At 57.2% G+C, this 20,285-nt stretch carries 20 protein-coding genes; 19 read left to right on the top strand and 1 reads right to left on the bottom strand.

Features of this window, described 5'->3' with window-relative positions:
* Nucleotides 1-306 precede the first annotated feature (306 nt).
* Nucleotides 307-849, bottom strand: a complete 543-nt coding sequence (locus IKE44_RS09480) for a MerR family transcriptional regulator (protein WP_033012045.1) — start codon at nt 847-849, stop codon at nt 307-309.
* A 220-nt stretch (nt 850-1,069) separates the two neighbouring features.
* Between IKE44_RS09480 and IKE44_RS09475 the strand changes: the two genes are divergently transcribed.
* The 19 genes from IKE44_RS09475 (at nt 1,070) to hisIE (ending at nt 20,113) form a co-directional block, all read left to right on the top strand.
* The gene (locus IKE44_RS09475) at nt 1,070-2,242 is read left to right on the top strand and encodes a PDZ domain-containing protein (RefSeq protein WP_033015020.1); all 1,173 of its coding nucleotides are present in this window, start codon (nt 1,070-1,072) and stop codon (nt 2,240-2,242) included.
* Nucleotides 2,243-2,256: 14 nt separating this feature from the next.
* Nucleotides 2,257-2,478 (top strand): CsbA family protein, encoded by a 222-nt coding sequence (locus IKE44_RS09470; protein ID WP_033012047.1) that lies wholly within the window; start codon nt 2,257-2,259, stop codon nt 2,476-2,478.
* Nucleotides 2,479-2,653: 175 nt separating this feature from the next.
* On the top strand, nt 2,654-4,630 hold the full coding sequence (gene uvrB / locus IKE44_RS09465) for an excinuclease ABC subunit UvrB (protein WP_049625137.1): 1,977 nt from the start codon (nt 2,654-2,656) through the stop codon (nt 4,628-4,630).
* A gap of 16 nt (nt 4,631-4,646) precedes the next feature.
* Nucleotides 4,647-7,505 (top strand): excinuclease ABC subunit UvrA, encoded by a 2,859-nt coding sequence (gene uvrA, locus IKE44_RS09460; protein ID WP_049625150.1) that lies wholly within the window; start codon nt 4,647-4,649, stop codon nt 7,503-7,505.
* A 128-nt stretch (nt 7,506-7,633) separates the two neighbouring features.
* Nucleotides 7,634-7,960 carry a magnetosome magnetite crystal formation protein family gene (locus tag IKE44_RS09455; protein ID WP_011232554.1) on the top strand — a complete coding sequence of 109 codons (327 nt, stop codon included), beginning with the start codon at nt 7,634-7,636 and terminating at the stop codon, nt 7,958-7,960.
* 102 nt (nt 7,961-8,062) lie between these two features.
* On the top strand, nt 8,063-8,425 hold the full coding sequence (locus IKE44_RS09450) for a phage holin family protein (RefSeq protein WP_033015030.1): 363 nt from the start codon (nt 8,063-8,065) through the stop codon (nt 8,423-8,425).
* A gap of 248 nt (nt 8,426-8,673) precedes the next feature.
* Entirely contained in the window at nt 8,674-9,609 is a 936-nt protein-coding gene (hprK, locus tag IKE44_RS09445) for an HPr(Ser) kinase/phosphatase (protein ID WP_049625138.1), read from the top strand.
* Nucleotides 9,610-9,675: 66 nt separating this feature from the next.
* Nucleotides 9,676-10,488: a prolipoprotein diacylglyceryl transferase gene (lgt, locus tag IKE44_RS09440; RefSeq protein ID WP_033015140.1), complete on the top strand. Its 813-nt coding sequence runs from the start codon at nt 9,676-9,678 to the stop codon at nt 10,486-10,488.
* 229 nt (nt 10,489-10,717) lie between these two features.
* Entirely contained in the window at nt 10,718-11,656 is a 939-nt protein-coding gene (locus tag IKE44_RS09435; RefSeq protein ID WP_033015034.1) for a nucleoside recognition domain-containing protein, read from the top strand.
* Nucleotides 11,653-12,297, top strand: coding sequence for a pyrophosphatase PpaX (gene ppaX / locus IKE44_RS09430; protein ID WP_033015037.1), 645 nt, complete (start codon nt 11,653-11,655; stop codon nt 12,295-12,297). Before IKE44_RS09435 ends, ppaX begins: the two co-directional genes overlap by 4 nt.
* A gap of 20 nt (nt 12,298-12,317) precedes the next feature.
* Complete coding sequence (locus tag IKE44_RS09425; RefSeq protein ID WP_049625151.1) at nt 12,318-12,815, top strand: acyltransferase; 498 nt, start codon at nt 12,318-12,320, stop codon at nt 12,813-12,815.
* Between the two features lie 304 nt (nt 12,816-13,119).
* Nucleotides 13,120-14,295 (top strand): ATP phosphoribosyltransferase regulatory subunit, encoded by a 1,176-nt coding sequence (locus tag IKE44_RS09420; RefSeq protein ID WP_049625139.1) that lies wholly within the window; start codon nt 13,120-13,122, stop codon nt 14,293-14,295.
* Between the two features lie 175 nt (nt 14,296-14,470).
* Nucleotides 14,471-15,094 (top strand): ATP phosphoribosyltransferase, encoded by a 624-nt coding sequence (hisG, locus tag IKE44_RS09415; protein WP_287465721.1) that lies wholly within the window; start codon nt 14,471-14,473, stop codon nt 15,092-15,094.
* A 153-nt stretch (nt 15,095-15,247) separates the two neighbouring features.
* The gene (gene hisD / locus IKE44_RS09410) at nt 15,248-16,522 is read left to right on the top strand and encodes a histidinol dehydrogenase (RefSeq protein WP_033015041.1); all 1,275 of its coding nucleotides are present in this window, start codon (nt 15,248-15,250) and stop codon (nt 16,520-16,522) included.
* Nucleotides 16,523-16,525: 3 nt separating this feature from the next.
* Entirely contained in the window at nt 16,526-17,113 is a 588-nt protein-coding gene (gene hisB, locus IKE44_RS09405; RefSeq protein ID WP_033015142.1) for an imidazoleglycerol-phosphate dehydratase HisB, read from the top strand.
* A 231-nt stretch (nt 17,114-17,344) separates the two neighbouring features.
* Nucleotides 17,345-17,980 (top strand): imidazole glycerol phosphate synthase subunit HisH, encoded by a 636-nt coding sequence (gene hisH, locus IKE44_RS09400; protein ID WP_287465720.1) that lies wholly within the window; start codon nt 17,345-17,347, stop codon nt 17,978-17,980.
* Nucleotides 17,980-18,714, top strand: coding sequence for a 1-(5-phosphoribosyl)-5-[(5-phosphoribosylamino)methylideneamino]imidazole-4-carboxamide isomerase (gene hisA / locus IKE44_RS09395; protein ID WP_049625141.1), 735 nt, complete (start codon nt 17,980-17,982; stop codon nt 18,712-18,714). The genes hisH and hisA overlap by 1 nt, the downstream gene beginning before the upstream one ends.
* Complete coding sequence (hisF, locus tag IKE44_RS09390) at nt 18,711-19,469, top strand: imidazole glycerol phosphate synthase subunit HisF (RefSeq protein WP_049625142.1); 759 nt, start codon at nt 18,711-18,713, stop codon at nt 19,467-19,469. The genes hisA and hisF overlap by 4 nt, the downstream gene beginning before the upstream one ends.
* On the top strand, nt 19,466-20,113 hold the full coding sequence (gene hisIE / locus IKE44_RS09385) for a bifunctional phosphoribosyl-AMP cyclohydrolase/phosphoribosyl-ATP diphosphatase HisIE (RefSeq protein WP_033015053.1): 648 nt from the start codon (nt 19,466-19,468) through the stop codon (nt 20,111-20,113). The genes hisF and hisIE overlap by 4 nt, the downstream gene beginning before the upstream one ends.
* Nucleotides 20,114-20,285 lie beyond the last annotated feature (172 nt).

Genomic DNA, 20,285 nt, shown 5'->3' with positions numbered 1-20,285 from the left:
TGGTGATGTGCTAATCTATTCATGAGACATGAACCTCCTTGTGGATAGTTGGTGGTACATCTATTCTAACCAAGGAATCGGGTTCATGTCTCCTTTTTTGTTTAGTTGTCAATTTATGTCAGTGAATTTGCTCATCTACAGATTATAAAGAACGATGATTAAAAAAGAATGAAAAAAGAGTAAAGAAGCAGTGAAGAGAAGGAAAAGGACGGATCATAAGGAAGGGCAGAAAAAACGCCCTGCCTAAGGCAGAGCGCACGATAAACTCGTTGCCTGTTTGGTGGGGCTGATTGTGCCTTTGCACGGTTAGACAAACAAGTTCATCACCCGCCCGAGGCCGCGCCGTTTCCGCTTCGGTTCTTCGGACGGATTGTGCGGGGCGGGCGGCTGGTGATTCAGCTGTTGCTCGAGGCGGGCAACGAGCTGTTCCAAGGCGGTCAGGCGGGCGGTGATTTCTTCCATCTCCCGTCGGTGGTGCAGCAATTGAACGGAAACGACGTCATCCGCTTTTTGTTCCAGTTGCTGCTCGAGTTGATCAAGGCGCAGGGAGACGCGGCTGATTTCCGGTCCGACATATTCTTGAAACAGGGCATGAATAGGAACGTTCGGCGGCGATGTTGAAGGACGGCTAGGGGCCGGCGGTGTTTTCGGTTCTGCTTTCGGCTGCGTTTCCAGCGCGGCGCCTTGTTCAAATTTGACCCGCTCAAGCAGGGCGATCGTTTTTTCGTCAAACAAGTAGTGGCCGGCTTCATTTTTTTGCAGCGGAATGTTGTATTTCCGCACCCAGCGCTGGATCGTTTTTGGCGACACTCCGAGACGGGCGGCAACGTCGGGTGTTTTTAACTCCATCGTTCCACTCCTCCTTTTTTGTCTTCTTCTATATCCCTTTTTTCATTGGCATAAGAAATCCTGCCCGGGCGACAAAACTAGTGTCCATTCGGCAAAGAAAGTGGAAAACAGCGCAAATTCGCCATTCAGGCAAAAAAGATGGCGGCAGGCATGGGATTTGTCCCAGTCATTTGGTAGAATAGAAGATAAAGAATGGGGAACGAAGCGAGGGGGAAGGCGGATGGCAACTTGGGGATTGGAATGGTTGGAAGGCGTCGCCGATGTGTGGCGGCAGCCGCTCTTGTATTACGGCCTGCTGTTGGCCTGGGGTGCCGGCTGGCGGCGGGTGAAGCGGGAGCGCCGCGATTTTCATGTGCGCGTCTATCGGCTGGGGCAAGAATGGCGTGGGCTTTGGACGTGGGGATGGGTTGCGGGCGCTGTGCTGTCTGTCATTGCGTCCGGCATCGGGCTCGCGTTGCCGCCGGATGCGGTGTGGGCGGTGACGGGGTTGACGATCCTGCTTGGCCTGACGATGGAGGCGCGCCTCCTTTCACCGGCTTATACAGTGGGCGGAGCGCTCGTCTTGCTCGGCTTGGCGGGGCCAAGCGGACTTGCCGCTCATCTGTTGTCAGACGGTGCGGCGGATGGAGGGGCGCTTGCCGCCCTGCTTGTGTTGTTGCTGTTGGCGGAAGGATGGCTGATTCTCCGCTCGCGAAATGGGGCGGCCTCGCCGCAGCTTGCGAGAAGCAAACGTGGAATGATTGTCGGCATGCAGTGGACGCAACGGTTTTGGTTTGTGCCGGTCGTGCTGCCGATATCCGACGGCGCGTTGCCGTCGGTTTCGTGGTGGCCGCTCATTCCAGCTGGGGACGGCTATTCGTTTTGGCTTGTGCCGTTTCTTCTCGGCTTTTCGCAGCGCCGGCAGCACGTGCTGCCGGCGGAAGCAGCTCGTGAAGAAGGGCGGCGCGTGCTTCGCCTCGCTTGGCTTGTCGCCGTGCTGGCCGTCTTCGGATTATGGCATCCGTTGCTAGGGGCTGCCGCAGGAGCTGCAGCCATCATTGGGCGGGAGTGGATTGCCTTTTCCGGTCACCGCGCCGACCGCGCCCGCCCGCCCCGGTTTGCCCGCCATCCGCAAGGCGTGGTGATCGTCGGGGTGCTCCCGAATTCCAAAGCGGAACAAATGGGGTTAAGCATTGGTGAAGTGATTGTAAAAGCGAACGGCGTTCCAGTGCAGACTGAGGCCGAGTTTTACGAGGCACTCCAGCGCAACCGCGCGTTTTGCAAGCTGGAAGTCATCAGCCATAACGGCGAGATCCGCTTCGTTCAAGGAGCGGTGTATGAAGACGGCCACCACGAACTTGGTCTGCTGTTCGTTCATCAACGAGGCTCTTCGGCGTCCGAAGCTGTGTCGTAAAGGAGACTAGACGTATGTGGTTTCTCGCGGCCCTTATCATCCCGTGCCTTTTGTTGCTGCTGTTTGCGCGGGTGACGTACAACCGTTACATTGCGTTGTTGTTGACCGTTGCCTTGCTTGTCGCCTCGTATGCCAAAGGGTATACGGACGAGCTGCACGAAATCGTCGCCGACATCGCCTCGACGATTGCCGGTTTTCTGTTGGCGGGGCGAATGTTGGACAACTTAAAGAAATGACAGAGAAGCGGACCCATCTGCAGCGGTCCGCTTTTTTATCTATGCAGCTGGAAGCGGCCTGACGGAATGGAAATCGCTGTGCAGGTTGGAACGAATACCAGTTCGCGTTTTTTGTGCATCTGCGCAGAGGATATGATACAATGGGGAAAGATGGATTGAAGAAGGAGGCGAAACGGTGGAGGGCCGTTTTCAATTAGTGTCGCCGTACGAACCGCAAGGCGATCAGCCGCAGGCGATCGCCAAGCTTGTGGACGGCTTGCAGCGGGGTGTGAAACATCAAACGCTCCTTGGGGCGACGGGGACGGGCAAAACGTTTACGATCTCGAACGTGATCGCCCAAGTCAACAAGCCGACGCTTGTCATCGCCCACAACAAAACGCTCGCCGGTCAATTGTACAGCGAGCTGAAAGAGTTTTTCCCACACAACGCCGTCGAATATTTTGTCAGCTATTACGATTATTATCAGCCGGAAGCGTACGTGCCGCAGACGGATACGTACATTGAAAAAGATGCGAAAATCAACGATGAAATCGACAAATTGCGGCACTCGGCAACGTCGGCGTTGTTTGAGCGCCGGGATGTCATCATCGTGGCCAGCGTCTCATGCATTTACGGCTTAGGGTCACCGGAAGAATACCGCGAGCTTGTCGTTTCATTGCGCGTGGGGATGGAAATCGAGCGCAACGTGCTGCTGCGGCGGCTCGTTGACATCCAATACGACCGCAATGATATCGACTTTCGGCGCGGCACGTTCCGCGTCCGCGGCGATGTGGTCGAAATTTTCCCCGCGTCGCGCGATGAACATTGCATTCGCGTCGAATTTTTTGGCGATGAAATCGAGCGCATCCGCGAGGTGGACGCCTTGACGGGCGAAGTGCTCGGCGAGCGCGAGCATGTCGCCATTTTCCCGGCGTCGCACTTCGTCACGCGCGAGGAGAAAATGCGGCTCGCCATTCAAAACATCGAACAAGAGCTTGAGGAGCGGCTCGCCGAACTGCGCGCCCAAGGAAAGCTGTTGGAGGCGCAGCGGCTGGAGCAACGGACGCGCTATGATTTGGAAATGATGCGCGAGATGGGCTTTTGTTCCGGCATCGAAAACTACTCGCGCCATTTGGCGCTGCGGCCGCCGGGATCGACGCCGTATACATTGCTTGACTATTTTCCGGACGATTTTTTGATTATCGTCGATGAGTCACACGTCACCTTGCCGCAGCTGCGCGGCATGTACAACGGCGACCGGGCGCGCAAGCAAGTGCTCGTCGACCACGGCTTCCGTCTGCCGTCGGCGCTCGACAACCGACCGCTCACGTTTGAAGAGTTCGAGCAAAAAATCCATCAAATTATTTACGTCTCGGCGACGCCGGGGCCGTACGAGCTCGAGCACAGCCCGGGCGTTGTCGAACAAATCATCCGCCCGACCGGGCTTCTTGACCCAACAATCGACGTCCGTCCGACAAAAGGACAAATCGACGATTTGATCGGCGAAATTCATGAGCGCGTCGAGCGGAATGAACGGACGCTCGTGACGACGCTGACGAAAAAAATGGCGGAGGATTTGACCGATTATTTAAAAGAAGCGGGGATCAAGGTGGCGTATTTGCATTCGGAAATTAAGACGCTCGAGCGCATTGAAATCATCCGCGATTTGCGGCTCGGCAAATACGATGTACTGGTCGGCATCAACTTGCTGCGGGAAGGATTGGACATTCCGGAAGTGTCGCTTGTCGCCATTTTGGACGCCGACAAAGAAGGGTTTTTGCGTTCGGAGCGCTCGCTCATCCAGACGATCGGCCGGGCGGCGCGCAACGCGAACGGCCATGTGATCATGTACGCCGATACAGTGACGAAATCGATGGAAATCGCTATTCAAGAGACGAAGCGGCGCCGCGCGATTCAAGAAGAGTACAACCGAAAGCACGGCATCGTGCCGCGCACGGTGAAAAAGGAGATTCGCGACGTCATCCGCGCGACGTATGCGGCGGAAGAGACGGAGATGTACGAGGCGAAGCCGGCGGCAGCGATGACGAAACAAGAGCGGGAAGAGCTGATTCGAACGCTCGAGACGGAGATGAAAGAGGCGGCCAAAGCGCTCGACTTCGAGCGGGCCGCCCAGCTGCGCGACGTCATTTTCGAATTGAAAGCGGAAGGATGATGGCCGGGTGAACGGAATGGAGAAAATCATTGTCAAAGGGGCGCGCGCCCACAACTTGAAAAACATTGACGTTGAAATCCCGCGCGGCAAGCTCGTCGTCTTGACCGGGCTGTCCGGGTCGGGGAAGTCGTCGCTGGCGTTTGATACGATTTACGCGGAAGGTCAGCGACGCTACGTCGAATCGCTGTCGGCGTACGCCCGCCAGTTTTTAGGGCAGATGGAAAAACCGGACGTCGATGCGATTGAAGGATTGTCGCCGGCCATTTCGATCGACCAAAAAACGACGAGCCGCAACCCGCGCTCAACCGTCGGCACGGTGACAGAAATTTACGATTACTTGCGGCTTCTATTCGCCCGCATCGGCCGCCCTGTTTGTCCGACGCACGGCATTGAAATCCAATCGCAGACGATCGAGCAAATGGTCGACCGGCTGCTTGCTTACCCGGAGCGGACGAAAATGCAAATTTTGGCGCCGATCGTCTCGGGAAAAAAAGGGACGCACGCCAAGACATTGGAGGATATTCGCAAACAAGGGTATGTGCGCGTTCGCATTGACGGTGAGATGCGCGAGTTGACGGAGGACATTGAGCTGGAAAAAAACAAAAAACATTCGATTGATGTCGTCGTCGACCGGGTTGTCATCAAGGACGGCATCGCATCAAGGCTTGCCGATTCGTTGGAGACGGCGCTGAAGCTCGCCGACGGCAAAGTGGTCGTTGACGTGATCGGCGAGGGGGAGCTCTTGTTCAGTGAAAAGCACGCTTGTCCGTACTGCGGCTTTTCGATCGGGGAGCTTGAACCGCGCCTCTTTTCGTTCAACAGTCCGTTCGGCGCCTGCCCGGACTGCGACGGGCTCGGGGTGAAGCTCGAAGTGGATCTCGATTTGGTCATCCCGAACGATGAGCTGACGTTAAAAGAACACGCCATCGCTCCGTGGGAGCCGCAAAGCTCGCAATACTACCCGCAGCTGCTCGAAGCTGTGTGCCGCCACTACGGCATCCCGATGGACGTGCCGGTGAAGGAGTTGCCGAAAGAGCAGCTCGCGAAAATTTTGTACGGCAGCGGCGGTGAGCCGATTTATTTCCGCTATACGAACGATTTTGGCCAAGTGCGTGAACAATACATCGCATTTGAAGGCGTCGTTCGCAACATCGAGCGCCGCTACCGGGAGACAAGCTCCGATTACATTCGCGAGCAGATGGAAAAGTATATGGCGGAACAACCGTGTCCGACATGCCAAGGCTACCGGCTGAAAAAAGAAAGCCTGGCCGTCCTTGTCGGCGGCAAGCATATCGGCGAGGTCACCGCCATGTCGGTGACCGAGGCGCTCGCCTTTTTTGACGGGCTCGAGCTGACCGAAAAAGAGGCGCAAATCGCCCGCCTTATTTTGCGTGAAATTCGCGACCGGCTCGGCTTTTTGCAAAACGTCGGCCTCGACTATTTGACGCTCAGCCGTTCAGCCGGCACGCTCTCCGGCGGCGAGGCGCAGCGCATCCGCTTGGCGACGCAAATCGGCTCGCGGCTGACGGGGGTGCTGTACGTCCTCGACGAGCCGTCGATCGGGCTTCATCAGCGCGACAACGATCGCTTGATCGCGACGTTGAAAAGCATGCGCGACCTCGGCAATACGCTCATTGTCGTGGAGCACGACGAGGATACGATGCTAGCCGCGGACTATTTGATTGACATCGGCCCGGGGGCGGGCATCCACGGCGGCGAGGTCGTCGCCGCCGGCACGCCGGAAGAGGTGATGGACAATCCGAACTCGCTCACCGGCCAGTATTTGTCAGGAAAAAAATTCATCCCGATTCCGGCCGAGCGGCGCCGTCCGGACGGACGTTGGCTTGAGGTGGTCGGCGCGCGCGAGCATAACTTGAAAAACGTATCGGTGAACATCCCGCTCGGCACGTTTGTCGCTGTCACCGGGGTGTCGGGCTCGGGCAAAAGCACGCTTGTCAACGAAGTGTTGTATAAGGCGCTGGCGCAAAAGCTCAACCGGGCGAAAGCCAAGCCGGGCGAGCATCGCGACATCCGCGGGCTGGAGCATCTCGACAAAGTGATTGACATCGACCAGTCACCGATCGGCCGCACGCCACGGTCGAACCCGGCGACGTACACCGGGGTGTTTGACGACATCCGCGACGTGTTTGCCTCAACGAACGAAGCGAAAGTGCGCGGCTACAAAAAAGGGCGGTTCAGCTTCAATGTCAAAGGCGGGCGCTGCGAGGCGTGCCATGGCGATGGGATCATCAAAATTGAGATGCACTTTTTGCCGGACGTGTACGTCCCGTGCGAAGTGTGCCACGGCAAACGGTACAATCGTGAAACGCTCGAGGTGACGTATAAAGGGAAAAACATCGCCGATGTCTTGGACATGACGGTCGAAGATGCGCTCGACTTTTTCGCCTCGATCCCGAAAATCAAACGCAAGCTCGAGACGCTCTATGACGTCGGGCTTGGGTATATGAAGCTCGGTCAGCCGGCGACAACGCTCTCCGGCGGCGAGGCGCAGCGCGTCAAGCTCGCCGCTGAGCTTCACCGCCGCTCCAACGGCCGGACGCTCTACATTTTGGACGAGCCGACGACCGGGCTTCATGTTGATGACATCGCCCGGCTGCTTGACGTGCTCCATCGGCTCGTCGACAACGGTGATACCGTGCTTGTCATCGAGCATAATTTGGACGTCATCAAAACCGCGGACTATATTATTGATTTAGGCCCAGAGGGCGGCGACCGCGGCGGGCAAATCGTGGCCGTCGGCACGCCGGAAGAGGTGGCCGAGGTCGAGGCATCGCACACCGGCCGCTACTTAAAACCGATTCTCGAACGCGACCGGGCGCGCATGCAGGCGCAATATGAAGCGGCGAAGGCGTAAAGGCCTTTGCGGCTTTGTCCGCCGCTTGGGACACCGGCGGCCTCCGCCTTTTTTTGCCGTCGGCAGGAAACTTTTCCTAGCGGCCGTCGTATATACAGGTAAAGGAAACTTGGAAAGGGGATTGCCGATTGTCGACGAACAAAGTGTTATCCGCGCTTTGTTATTTCAGCGTCTTTTTTGCGCCGTTCATTTTGCCGATTGTCGTCTATTTTGTTGTCGAAGATCTTGAAGTCAAACGCCATGCGAAGCGGTCGCTCGTGTCGCATTTGATTCCGGCCGTTACGATCCTCTTGTTCATTGCGTTGGCCGCGTCGCCGGTGCTGTTCGGCCATTGGGGCGAGGAATCGCTTCTTTTTGGCGGCGGGCTCGTCTGGCTTGGGTTCCTCGTTGCTGGGGCGGTGAATCTTGTTGTCATTGTTTGGAATGTCATAAAAGGGATTCAAGTGTTAAAATAAGAGAAAGCGCCCGTTTGCCGGCGAATGCCGTGGCCCCGTTTCTTTGGGACTGTAACAAGGTGTGGCCGGCGGGCGCGAGACTCGAATAAAGATGGTGATGAAATGCTCAATTGGCTGATCGGTGTGTTGATCAATACGGTGTTGCTCATGGCGATTGACGGCTATTTTGACGATATTCACTTCAGCGGCATCGGCGCGGCGTTTTTGGCGAGCGTGATTTTGGCGGTGCTCAACGCCGTCGTTCGCCCGGTGCTCATCTTGTTGACGCTGCCGGTGACCGTGTTGACGCTCGGTTTGTTTTTGTTTGTCATTAACGCCATCACGCTCATGATGACTGCAGGGCTGATGGGCGATGCGTTTCAAATCGGCGGCTTTGGCACGGCGCTGCTTGCGTCGATCGTCTTGTCGTTTTTCCATTTGCTTGTGCAAAAAGCGGTGATCGAGCCGCTCCACAACCGGTCGTAACGGGGCGTGATCCATTGGAAGGCCGGTGGCGCCATGGTTTTCCGTGATCGTGTGAAAAGATGGCGAATGCGGCAAGAGGTTGCAATGGGAGAAACGATGCGGTGAAGATCGTTTCGGTTTGATGTGTTTGGCTTGATCGGGACGGGGTGAGCCGTCCCTGTTTTGTTTTCCCCGATGTTTTCCATTCAAGGGCGGAACGAAACGTGTTACAATGGAAGAAAGATGAAGAAAGGGGAGAAAGGCGACGTATGCCAAAAGTGCGGACGAAAGACATCATTGAACAGTTCCAGCTCGAGCTCGTCAGCGGCGCGGAGGGCATTTACCGCCCGATTACGACAAGCGATTTGTCGCGGCCGGGGATTGAAATGGCCGGCTATTTCGCCTATTACCCGGCGGAGCGTCTGCAGTTGCTCGGACGGAAGGAGCTGTCGTTTTATGAAACGTTGACGCCGGAAGAAAAAAAGTCGCGGATGGAACGGCTTTGCACGGACATTACGCCAGGGATCATCGTCTCGCGTGGACTTGAGGTTCCGCCGGAGCTGATCGAAGCGTCTGAGCGCCAGTCGGTGCCGGTCATGCGCTCGACGATGAAAACGACCCGCCTGTCAAGCCGATTGACAAACTATTTGGAAAGCAAGCTCGCCCCCACCACCGCGGTGCACGGGGTGTTGGTCGATGTGTACGGCATCGGGGTGTTGATCACGGGCAAAAGCGGCGTCGGCAAAAGCGAAACGGCGCTGGAGCTCGTCAAACGCGGCCATCGGTTGGTCGTCGACGACTGTGTGGAAATCCGCCAAGAAGATGAAGATACGCTCGTCGGCAGCGCGCCCGAGTTGATTGAACATTTGCTCGAAATTCGCGGACTTGGCATCATCAACATGATGACTCTGTTCGGCGCCGGGGCGGTGCGGACGCATAAGCGCATTTCGCTCGTCATCGATTTGGAGTTGTGGGACCCGGACAAACAGTACGACCGGCTTGGGTTGAAAGAAGAGAAAGTGAAAATTTTGGACACGGAATTGCCGAAATTGACGATTCCGGTCCGCCCAGGGCGCAACTTGGCGGTCATCGTCGAAGTGGCGGCGATGAATTTCCGTCTGAAGCGGCTCGGGGTCAACGCGGCTGAGGAGTTTTCGGCGCGATTGAGCGACGCCATCGAAGACGGCGCGCACGATTACGACTGATCGTCGGCGTTTCTTGCGTCAAAGGAATGGATCTCGTTTGGGCATGGAGCATAGGAGGTGGAAACGATGGAATCGACGATTCAGCCGCTTGACCGCGTGTTTTTGCACCTTGGCCCTATTACGATTTATTGGTATGGGGTCATTATCGGCACCGGTGTGTTGATTGGGCTATGGCTCGCGACGCGCGAAGCGGTGCGGCTCGGCTTGCCGAAAGAGACGTTTGTCGATTTAGTGCTGTTTGCCGTGCCGATCGCCATTGTCTGCGCGCGGGCGTATTACGTGTTGTTTGAATGGCACTATTATTCAAAGCATTTGTCAGAGATTCCAAAAGTTTGGAAAGGCGGCCTCGCCATTCACGGCGGTTTGATCGGGGCGGTGGCGACGGGCGTGGTGTTCGCCCGCGCGCGCGGGCTGTCGTTTTGGAAGCTCGCCGATATTGCCGCACCAAGCATCATTTTAGGCCAGGCGATCGGGCGCTGGGGCAATTTTATGAACCAAGAGGCGCATGGCGGCCCTGTGTCGCGCCAGTTTCTTGAAAATTTGCATTTGCCGGATTGGATCATCAACCAAATGTACATTGACGGGCGCTATTGGCATCCGACGTTTTTGTACGAATCGCTTTGGAATTTGGCCGGTTTTTGTCTTTTGCTTTGGCTTCGGCGCGTCAACTTGCGGCGCGGAGAGCTGTTTTTGTCGTATTTGATTTGGTACTCGATCGGCCGCTTTTGGATTGAAGGGATGCGCACCGACAGCTTGATGCTCGCCGGCAGCCTGCGCGCGGCGCAAGTCGTGTCCGTGACGCTCATCGTTTTGTCCGTCGCGCTTTGGATCGTGCGCCGGACAAAAGGCTGGGCGGACGCGCGCTATCGGGATGAATAGCCGTTTGAGGCGGCGAAACGTTGCGGACTTGTTCGGTTTTCGGGAAACCGCGATGAATGCAGCCCCTTCGCCGCCGCGCTTCGCAGCGGGAACAATCTTGTCGGGGAGCTGCATTCCCGCTTTTTTCGGTTAGGTGCGGACGGATGAACAAGATGCGGTGCGCGGCATCCAGAGAATCAAGGTTTCACCGCATCGCGGTGATCAAGGCAAGCAAAGGAGAGAGGAGACCATGACAGGAACGTTGCAGCGCGGTGTGCTCGCCGGGCTGAAGACATCGTGGGCGCTGGGGAAAATCATTTTCCCCGTGACGCTCCTGTTGGCGTTGCTGCAGCCGACGCCGCTTTTTTCATGGATCATTGATGGGGTTACGCCGCTGATGAAATGGTTCGGCTTATCCGGCGATGCGGCTGTGCCGCTTGTGCTCGGCAATTTGCTTGGATTGTACGCGGCGATCGGGGCGATGCTGACGATCGAGTTGACGGTGAAGGAAGTGTTCATTCTCGCGGTCATGCTTTCCTTTTCCCATAACTTGATCGTCGAGTCATCCGTCGCCTCGCGCACCGGCATGAGCGTCTGGCTGATGATCGTCGTGCGCGTCGGGCTCGCTGTCGTGTCAGGTTTGTTGATCGCCCATCTATGGGACGGGGGGCAGGAGATCGCCCAATACGGGTTTGTCACGCATGAAGCCGCCCCGCCGTCCGGCTGGGGAGAGATCATCTTGGCGGCGCTGAAAAAAGCGGCCGCCGGCATTGTGCAGCTTGTCGCGATCGTCATTCCGCTCATGACGGTCATTCAAATTTTAAAAGAACGCCATTGGATCGAAGCCGTTTCGCGCTGGATGGCGCCGGCGACGAAGATGCTGGGCATGAGCGCGAACACATCGCTCACGCTCGCTGCCGGGTTTGTGTTCGGCTTGGCGTACGGGGCGGGGGTGATGATTCAGGCGGCGAAAGAAGACGGCGTCTCGAAGCGCGACTTGACGCTGGCGTTCATTTTTCTCGTATCTTGCCATGCGGTCGTCGAAGATACGCTCATTTTCGTCCCGCTTGGCATCTCTGTTTGGCCGCTGCTTTTCATCCGCTTGGTGACGGCCGTATTGCTGACAATGGCGGTGGCGTTCGTTTGGCGCCGCTTTGAACAACCGACTAGAAAGGAAGCCGCTTCATGACGATTCGCACCATTTTGTTTGATCTTGACGGCACATTGATTGATACGAACGAGCTCATCATCCAGTCGTTTTTGCATACGTTGGAGAAGTACTATCCAGGTCGTTACAAACGTGAGGACGTCCTGCCGTTCATCGGCCCGTCGCTCTATGAAACGTTCGGCTCGCTCGATCCGGAACGGGTCGAGGAGATGGTGAAGACGTACCGCACGTTCAACCACGCCCATCATGACGAACTGATTCGCGAGTTTGACACCGTGTATGAAACGATCGAAACGCTCCACCGCCATGGCTTCCGCCTTGGCGTCGTGACGACGAAAATGCACGACACCGCCCTAATGGGGTTAAGAAAAACGCGGCTGGCGCCGTTTTTCTCGTGCGTCATCGGCCTCGATGACGTCACGAGGCCAAAGCCGGACCCCGAGCCGATTTACAAGGCGCTTGAGGTGCTGCAGTCAACACCGGACGAAGCGCTCATGGTCGGCGACAACTACCACGACATGTTGGCCGGCAAAAACGCCGGCGTCAAAACAGCCGGCGTCGCGTGGGCGATTAAAGGGCGCCAATATTTGGAACAATATAAACCGGACTATATGCTCGAGAAAATGAGCGACTTGCTCGCCATTGTCGGCATCAACGAATGAAAGGAGGAATCATCCTCCCGGTGAGACGAACGACCAAATACCCTGTCCAAGGAGCGAACTCGCTCTGGCAATTGTACCGCACCGTATCGTTTTGGAAAGTGCTGAAAAACGTCATCATCATTCAAATCGGGCGCTACACGCCGTTTTTGCCGCTAAAACGCTGGCTGTACCGCACGTTTCTCGGCATGAACATCGGCGAGCAAACCGCGCTCGCCTTTATGGTCATGCCAGATATTCTCTTCCCTGAAAAAATCTGCATCGGCCGCAACTGCGTCATCGGCTACAACACGACGATTCTCGCCCACGAATATTTGGTTGACGAATACCGCCTCGGCGATGTCGTGATCGGCGATGAGGTGATGATCGGCGCGAACTCGACCATTTTGCCCGGCGTGGTGATCGGCGACCGCGCCGTCGTCGCCGCCGGCACGGTCGTTCATCAAGACGTCCCGCCCGGAGCGATGGTCGCCGGCTGCCCGATGCGCATCGTTCGCCGGAGTGAACCGCCTTCCGATTGAACGGGGGCGGTTTTCCATGTTGGAATAGGAAAAAAGGAAAGAAACAAAAAAGGAGAATTGGGGATTTTGGCAAGATGGATCGCCGCTATTTTCATTAGAGTGCAGATCACTGCCTATGCCGTGTGGAACGAAACGGACAAGCGCTTCTAGTTTTTTGAAGCGATCTTGTCCGTTTTGTTATTGGCAAAGCGTTTTCCCCTTGACGCTGTGGCCGCAAAGGAGTAAACTACTAATAACTTCACTTCTCTACCATATTAGCAAACTAAAGTATTTCCTGAAGTATTTCGATAAAGGGCGTGGGGACATGGCAAAAAAGCTGTTCATGTTTGAAAAACCGTTGGGCATGCGCGATACGCTGCCGTTTTTATATGAGTTGAAAAAGCAAGTGCGCTCGGTGATGGCGGAAGAAATTGAGCGCTGGGGGTACGAGTTTATCGAAACGCCGACGCTTGAGTATTATGAAACGGTCGGGGCGGCGTCGGCGATTGCCGATCATCGGCTGTTTAAGCTCCTCGATCAGCAAGGGCATACGCTCGTGCTTCGGCCCGATATGACGGCGCCGATCGCCCGGGTGGCGGCGTCAAGGCTTTATGACGACGGCAATCCGCTCCGGTTGGCGTACAACGCCAACGTGTTCCGCGCCCAGCAGCGCGAGGGCGGTCGGCCGGCGGAGTTTGAGCAGATCGGCGTCGAGCTGATCGGCGACGGCACGGTGGCCGCCGACGCCGAAGTCATCAGCTTAATGGTCGCGTTGTTGAAGCGCGTGGGGTTGGGCCGCTTTTCGGTGGCCATCGGCCATATCGGGTATGTCAATGCGCTGTTTTTGGAGATTTTAGGGAATGAGGAGCGGGCGAGTGTATTGCGCCGTTTTTTATATGAGAAAAATTACGTCGGTTACCGCGAACATGTGAAGTCGTGGCCGCTTTCGTCGATCGATCAAAAGCGGCTGTTGGATCTTCTTTCCTTGCGCGGCGGAACGGACGTGATCGAACAGGCGAAAACGCTCGTCACAAGCGAGGAGGGGCGGCGGGCGTCTGACGAGCTGGCGGCGCTCATGGCAGCGCTTCGGACGTATGGGGTGGCCGAGGCGGTGAAGCTCGATATGGCGCTTGTCAGCCATATGAGCTATTACACCGGCATTTTATTTGACGTGTACGCCGAGCAAGTCGGATTCCCGATCGGCAACGGCGGGCGGTATGATGATTTGCTGGCGAAGTTCTCGCGCCCGGCGCCGGCGACGGGGGTTGGGTTGCGCGTCGATCGGTTGATTGAGGCGATTGGGGAAACGGATGTGCGCGGCGACATCGAGTGCATCGTCTTTAGCCAAGAGCGGCTGGCGGAAGCGGTGGAGCTCGCCGAGGCGAAACGGGTGGAAGGCAAGCGCGTCGTCTTGCAGCATATTGCCGGCATTCGTGATATTGACGCCTACAGCCAGCGCTACCGGTCGATCGTCTATTTGCTTGGCCGCAGCGGGCAATGAATGCCGCAAAAAGAGGAGAACGTCTCGAACAGGAACGACTGGAACGGCTGTCGATGAGGCGGGAGATGGAACGGCTAAAGCCACGAGGGTGTCCGGCTGCGCTAGTTCGGCGAGAGGGAGAGTTTGGCGGAAAAGCGCCGCGTTTGCACATGACGACGAGCAGGGAGGAAGAGTGATGCTGACGATTGCGATGCCAAAAGGGCGCATTTTTGATGAGGCGGTCGAGCTGCTGCAGCGGGCGGATTATGTGCTGCCGCCGGAATTTGACGAGTCGCGCAAGCTTGTCATTGACGTGCCGGAGGAGCAGATGCGCTTTATTTTGGCGAAACCGATGGATGTCGTCACCTATGTCGAACATGGGGTGGCGGATTTGGGCATAGCGGGAAAAGATGTCTTAATGGAGGAAGAACGGAACGTCTATGAGCTGCTCGATTTGCACATCAGCCGCTGCCATTTGGCGGTCGCCGGGCTGCCCGGTGCCAAGATGAATGAAATCGCGCCAAGGGTGGCGACGAAATATCCAAACATCGCGTCGACGTATTTTCGCGAACAAGGTGAGCAAGTTGAGATCATCCGCCTAAACGGCTCGATCGAGCTCGCCCCGCTGATCGGCCTTGCCGACCGGATCGTCGATATCGTTTCGACCGGACGGACATTGAAAGAAAACGGGCTTGTCGAGCTGGAACGAATCGCCGAGGTGACGTCGCGCCTGATTGTCAACCCGGCGAGCTACCGGCTAAACGGCGGGGACATTGAGCGGTTGGTCGACCGATTGGCGGCGGTGATTCCACAACCATAGAAAAAGATGGAAACGGGCGGTTGTCCGCAGAGAGCTTGATGGAGGCTCGGCGCGGCGTTGGCGGAACGGCGTCCGCGGCGCTGATGGGGGCTTGGTGGAGGAAAACGGATCGATGCCATAGAAAGATCGATGCCATAGAAAGGGGAGCGAACGATGAAAATCGAACGGATCCGAGGTGGCGTGTCGCTAAGGCGGACGATTGAAAGCGGAACGGAGGAGCAGCGGCGTGCGGTGCTCGATATCATCGCCGCTGTGCGCACCCGCGGCGACGAAGCGCTGAAAGAATACACGGAACGGTTTGACGGCGTCCGCTTGGATTCGCTCAAGGTGACGGAAGCGGAAATGAAGCGCGCGCATGCGGCGATGGACGCGGAGATGCTAGAGATCATTCGCCAAGCGGCGGCGAACATTCGCGACTACCATGAGCGGCAAAAGCGCGAATCATGGTGGATGACGAAAGAAGACGGCACCATTCTCGGACAAAAGGTGACGCCGCTCGATGCGGTCGGGTTGTACGTGCCAGGCGGGACGGCCGCTTATCCGTCGTCTGTGCTGATGAACGTTATTCCCGCACAAGTGGCGGGGGTGAAACGGATTGTCATCACCTCGCCGCCAAACAAAGACGGCACGCTCCCGGCTGGGGTGCTGGCCGCCGCCTATGAACTCGGCGTGACGGAAATTTACAAAGTCGGCGGCGCGCAGGCGATCGCCGCGCTTGCTTACGGGACGGAAACGATCCGGCCGGTTGACAAAATTTTCGGGCCGGGCAATATTTATGTGGCATTGGCGAAGCGGGAAGTGTTTGGGCATGTGGCGATCGACATGATCGCCGGGCCGAGCGAAATTGTCGTGCTCGCCGATGAGACGGCGCATGCGGATGAGATTGCGGCCGATTTGTTGTCGCAAGCCGAGCATGACGTGCGGGCGTCGGCCATTTTGGTGACGCCGTCGATGAAATTGGCGCTGGCGGTGGCGAGCGAAGTCGAACGGCAGCTGGAAACGCTGCCGCGCCGCGACATTGCCCAAGCGGCGCTCGAGAACTACGGCACCATTTACGTCACCGAGACGCTTGAGGAAGCGGTGGATGTCGTGAACGAACTGGCCCCAGAGCATTTGGAAGTGATGACGGCAGAACCGCTCGCGCTTTTCGGCCGGCTCCGCCATGCGGGAGCGATGTTTTTCGGCCGCTTCAGCTCCGAGCCGGTCGGCGACTATTTCGCCGGGCCGAACCACGTGCTGCCAACCAACGGCACGGCCAGATTCTCAAGCGGCTTGAGCGTTGACGAGTTTGTGAAAAAATCAAGCGTGATTGTTTACAGTGAAACCGCATTGAAACAACATGGCGACAAAATCGCCGCCTTTGCCCGCCTCGAGGGGCTGGAGGCGCACGCGCGCGCCATTGAGGTGCGGCTCGAGAAAGGGGAATGAATGATGGCAAGGGAAGCGATGATCGCAAGAACGACGAACGAGACGAGCATTGAGCTGCGTTTGGCGATTGACGGCGAAGGAAAAGCCGAACTGGAAACGGGCGTGCCGTTTTTAACCCATATGCTCGATTTGTTCGCCAAGCACGGCCAGTTCGATTTGCGCATTGACGCGAAAGGCGACACGCATATTGACGACCACCATACGACGGAAGACATCGGCATTTGCCTCGGGCAGGCGATCAAGGAAGCGCTTGGCGACAAAAAAGGAATCAAGCGGTACGGCAACGCGTTTGTGCCGATGGATGACGCCTTGGCGCAAGTTGTGATCGACTTGAGCAATCGCCCGCATTTTGAGTTTCGCGGCGAGTTTCCGGCAGCGAAAGTCGGCGCGTTTGATGTCGAGCTCGTGCATGAGTTTTTATGGAAACTGGCGCTTGAAGCGCGGATGAACTTGCATGTCATCGTCCATTACGGGCGCAATACGCACCATATGGTCGAAGCGGTGTTTAAGGCGCTCGGGCGGGCGCTCGATGAAGCAACGATGATCGACCCGCGCGTCAAAGGCGTTCCGTCGACAAAAGGGATGCTGTAGCCGATGGAGTGGGGCGCCCCCCGTGGGGAAAGAGTTCCGCAGGCGCAGGAAAGGCGGTCGGATCGAGGCAGCGCTTCCTGCGGGAAAAGCTCCATGGATGCAGGAAAGGCGACCGGATGCCAAGGAGAGGTTTGCACATGGAAGGAGCGCCGTAAAAAAGCATGCCGCCATACCGTTGTTCATTGAACAAGGGGATGGGCATGGATCAGGGAAGAAAGGAATGGGACGACGATGATCGGGATCATCGATTATGGCATGGGCAACTTATACAGCGTCCGCAAAGCGCTCGAGCGGCTCGGCTGCCCGTATATCGTGAGCGGCGACAAAGAGGAGCTCGAGCAGGCGCGCGGGCTGATTTTGCCCGGTGTCGGCTCGTTTCGCGATGCGATGCACATTTTAAATGAGACAGGCCTAGCTGCTTTCATCCGTTCGGCGGTTGAAAACGGCACGCCGCTGCTCGGCATTTGTTTAGGGATGCAGCTGTTGTTTGACGAAAGCGAAGAAAACGGGCCGACAAAAGGGCTTGGCTTGCTTCGCGGCCGCGTCGTCCGTTTTCCGGGCGTCACGAAAACCGGCGAGCCATACAAAGTGCCGCACATGGGCTGGAACCGGCTCCGCTTTCATCGTCCGTCGCCGCTCCTTCGTGGCGTCGAGGAAGGGCATGTGTATTTTGTCCATTCGTATTATGTCATTCCAGGGGATGAGGACGTCGTGCTTGCGAGCAGTGAATATGACGTTGATGTTCCGGCGGTCGTCGGGCGCGGCTGTGTGTTTGGCACACAGTTTCATCCGGAAAAAAGCGGTGCGGTCGGCATGAGCATCTTGAACAATTATGTCGGCATCGCCACGGGAAGGGGGAACGGCTGATGGCGGCGTTTACGATTTATCCGGCGATCGATATGCGCGGCGGCAAGTGCGTCCGCCTGCTGCAAGGCGATTACAACAAAGAAACGGTGTACGGCGATTCGCCGGTCGCGATGGCCGAGCAATTCGCGGCCCAAGGGGCGGAGTGGATTCATATGGTCGATTTGGACGGGGCGAAAGAAGGGCGGCGCGTCAACGACCGGTTTGTCATTGAAGCGGCCCGCCTGGGCGTCAACGTGCAAGTCGGCGGCGGCATCCGGACGGAAGAGGATATCGTGTATTATTTAGAAAATGGGGTCGCCCGCGTCATTTTAGGAAGCGCGGCCATTGCCGATCCGCCGTTTGTGAAAAAGATGCTCCAAACATACGGCCGCCGCATCGTGATTGGCATTGACGCCCGCGACGGCTTCGTGGCGACGGAAGGGTGGCTGGCGACGTCCAACGTGAAAGCGGAAGAACTCGGGCGGATGCTCGCCGAGGCGGGGGCGGAGACGTTTATCTTTACGGACATTGCAACGGACGGCACGCTGTCGGGCCCGAACATCGCCGCCGCGGTCCGGTTGGCCGAGGCGACGGGAAAAGAAGTGATTGCTTCTGGCGGCGTCAGCTCGCTTGACGATTTGCGCGCGCTCTGCCAATATGCTGGACAAGGCATCGGCGGTGCGATCGTCGGCAAGGCGCTTTATACGAATCAGTTTACGCTAGCGGAAGCGTTAAAGGCGGTGAGCGAGCGATGATCACGAAACGCATCATCCCGTGCCTCGATGTGAAAGACGGCCGCGTCGTCAAAGGAGTGCAATTTGTCCAGCTGCGCGATGCCGGCGACCCGGTGGAGCTGGCGAAGGCGTACGATGAGCAAGGGGCGGACGAGCTCGTCTTTTTGGACATCTCCGCTTCCCATGAAGGCCGGAAAACGATGGTCGATGTCGTCGAGCGCGTCGCTGCCGAGCTCGCCATTCCGTTTACGGTCGGCGGGGGGATTCATTCGCTTGACGATATGAAGCGGATGCTGCGCGCCGGGGCCGACAAAGTATCGCTCAACACCGCCGCGGTGCTCCATCCGGCCTTGATCGCGGAAGGGGCGGACTTTTTCGGCTCGCAATGCATCGTCGTTGCCATTGACGCGAAATACGATGAAACGCTTGGTTCATGGCGCGTCTATACGCACGGCGGCCGCAACGCGACCGAATGGGAAGTGGTCGCGTGGGCGCAGGAAGCGGTCCGTCTTGGCGCCGGGGAGATTTTGCTGACGAGCATGGATGCCGATGGCGGCAAAAACGGTTTTGATATTGCCTTGACGCGGCGGGTGAGCGAAGCGGTCAGCGTTCCGGTCATTGCGTCCGGCGGCGCCGGCAAGGCCGAGCATTTCCTCGAAGCGTTCGAAAAAGGGAAAGCGGACGCGGCGCTGGCGGCATCGATTTTCCATTACAAAGAAACGTCGGTCGGACAAGTGAAAGCGTACTTGAAAGAAAGAGGGGTGAACGTGCGATGACGGCAGACATTCGCTTTGATGAAAAAGGGCTGGTGCCCGCGATCGTCCAAGATGCGCAAAGCAAGGAAGTGCTCACTCTCGCCTATATGAACAAAGAGTCGCTCGAAAAAACGATCGAGACCGGAGAAACATGGTTTTATAGCCGCTCGCGCCAAGAGTTGTGGCATAAAGGGGCGACATCTGGAAACGTGCAGCGCGTTGTCGACATCCGCTACGACTGCGACGCCGATGCGTTGCTCGTGCTCATCGAGCCGGCGGGTCCGGCGTGCCATACGGGCGCGTATTCGTGCTTTTCCCGCTCGCTGGACGGCGCGGCGCGCGCGCCGCAGGCCGACCGGTTCGCCATTTTGAACGAGCTCGAACAGATCATCGCCAAGCGCGACGCCGAACGGCCAGAAGGGTCGTACACGACGTATTTGTTTGAAAAAGGCGTCGATAAGATTTTGAAAAAAGTCGGCGAAGAAGCGGCCGAAGTGATTATTGCGGCGAAAAACCGGAGTCATGACGAGCTGAAATGGGAAGCGGCTGATTTGTTGTACCATTTGCTTGTGCTGTTGCGGGAACAAAAGTTGCCGCTTGACGCCGTGCTGGCAACGCTTGCCGAGCGGCACGCACAAAAAACGGAAGCAGCGGAACAAACCTAATCGTAAGCCGATGGTTGGCGAAGGCTTGTTCACGGGAACGATTGGAAACGGAGGAATGGAAAAACGGGATGCCCGCCACTCAGACTGCCGGGCTCATGGCTCGCGTGAGCGAACCGCGGAGGCAGCCGGAGGGCGGGGCATCCTTTTTTGACGTCTCCGCCGTTTGGCGGAC

The sequence above is a fragment of the Geobacillus sp. genome (assembly GCF_017515625.1).
GTDB lineage: Bacteria > Bacillota > Bacilli > Bacillales > Anoxybacillaceae > Geobacillus > Geobacillus stearothermophilus.
Note: the sequence above shows the minus strand (reverse complement) of the source record. Positions and strands in the feature narration are given on the sequence as shown.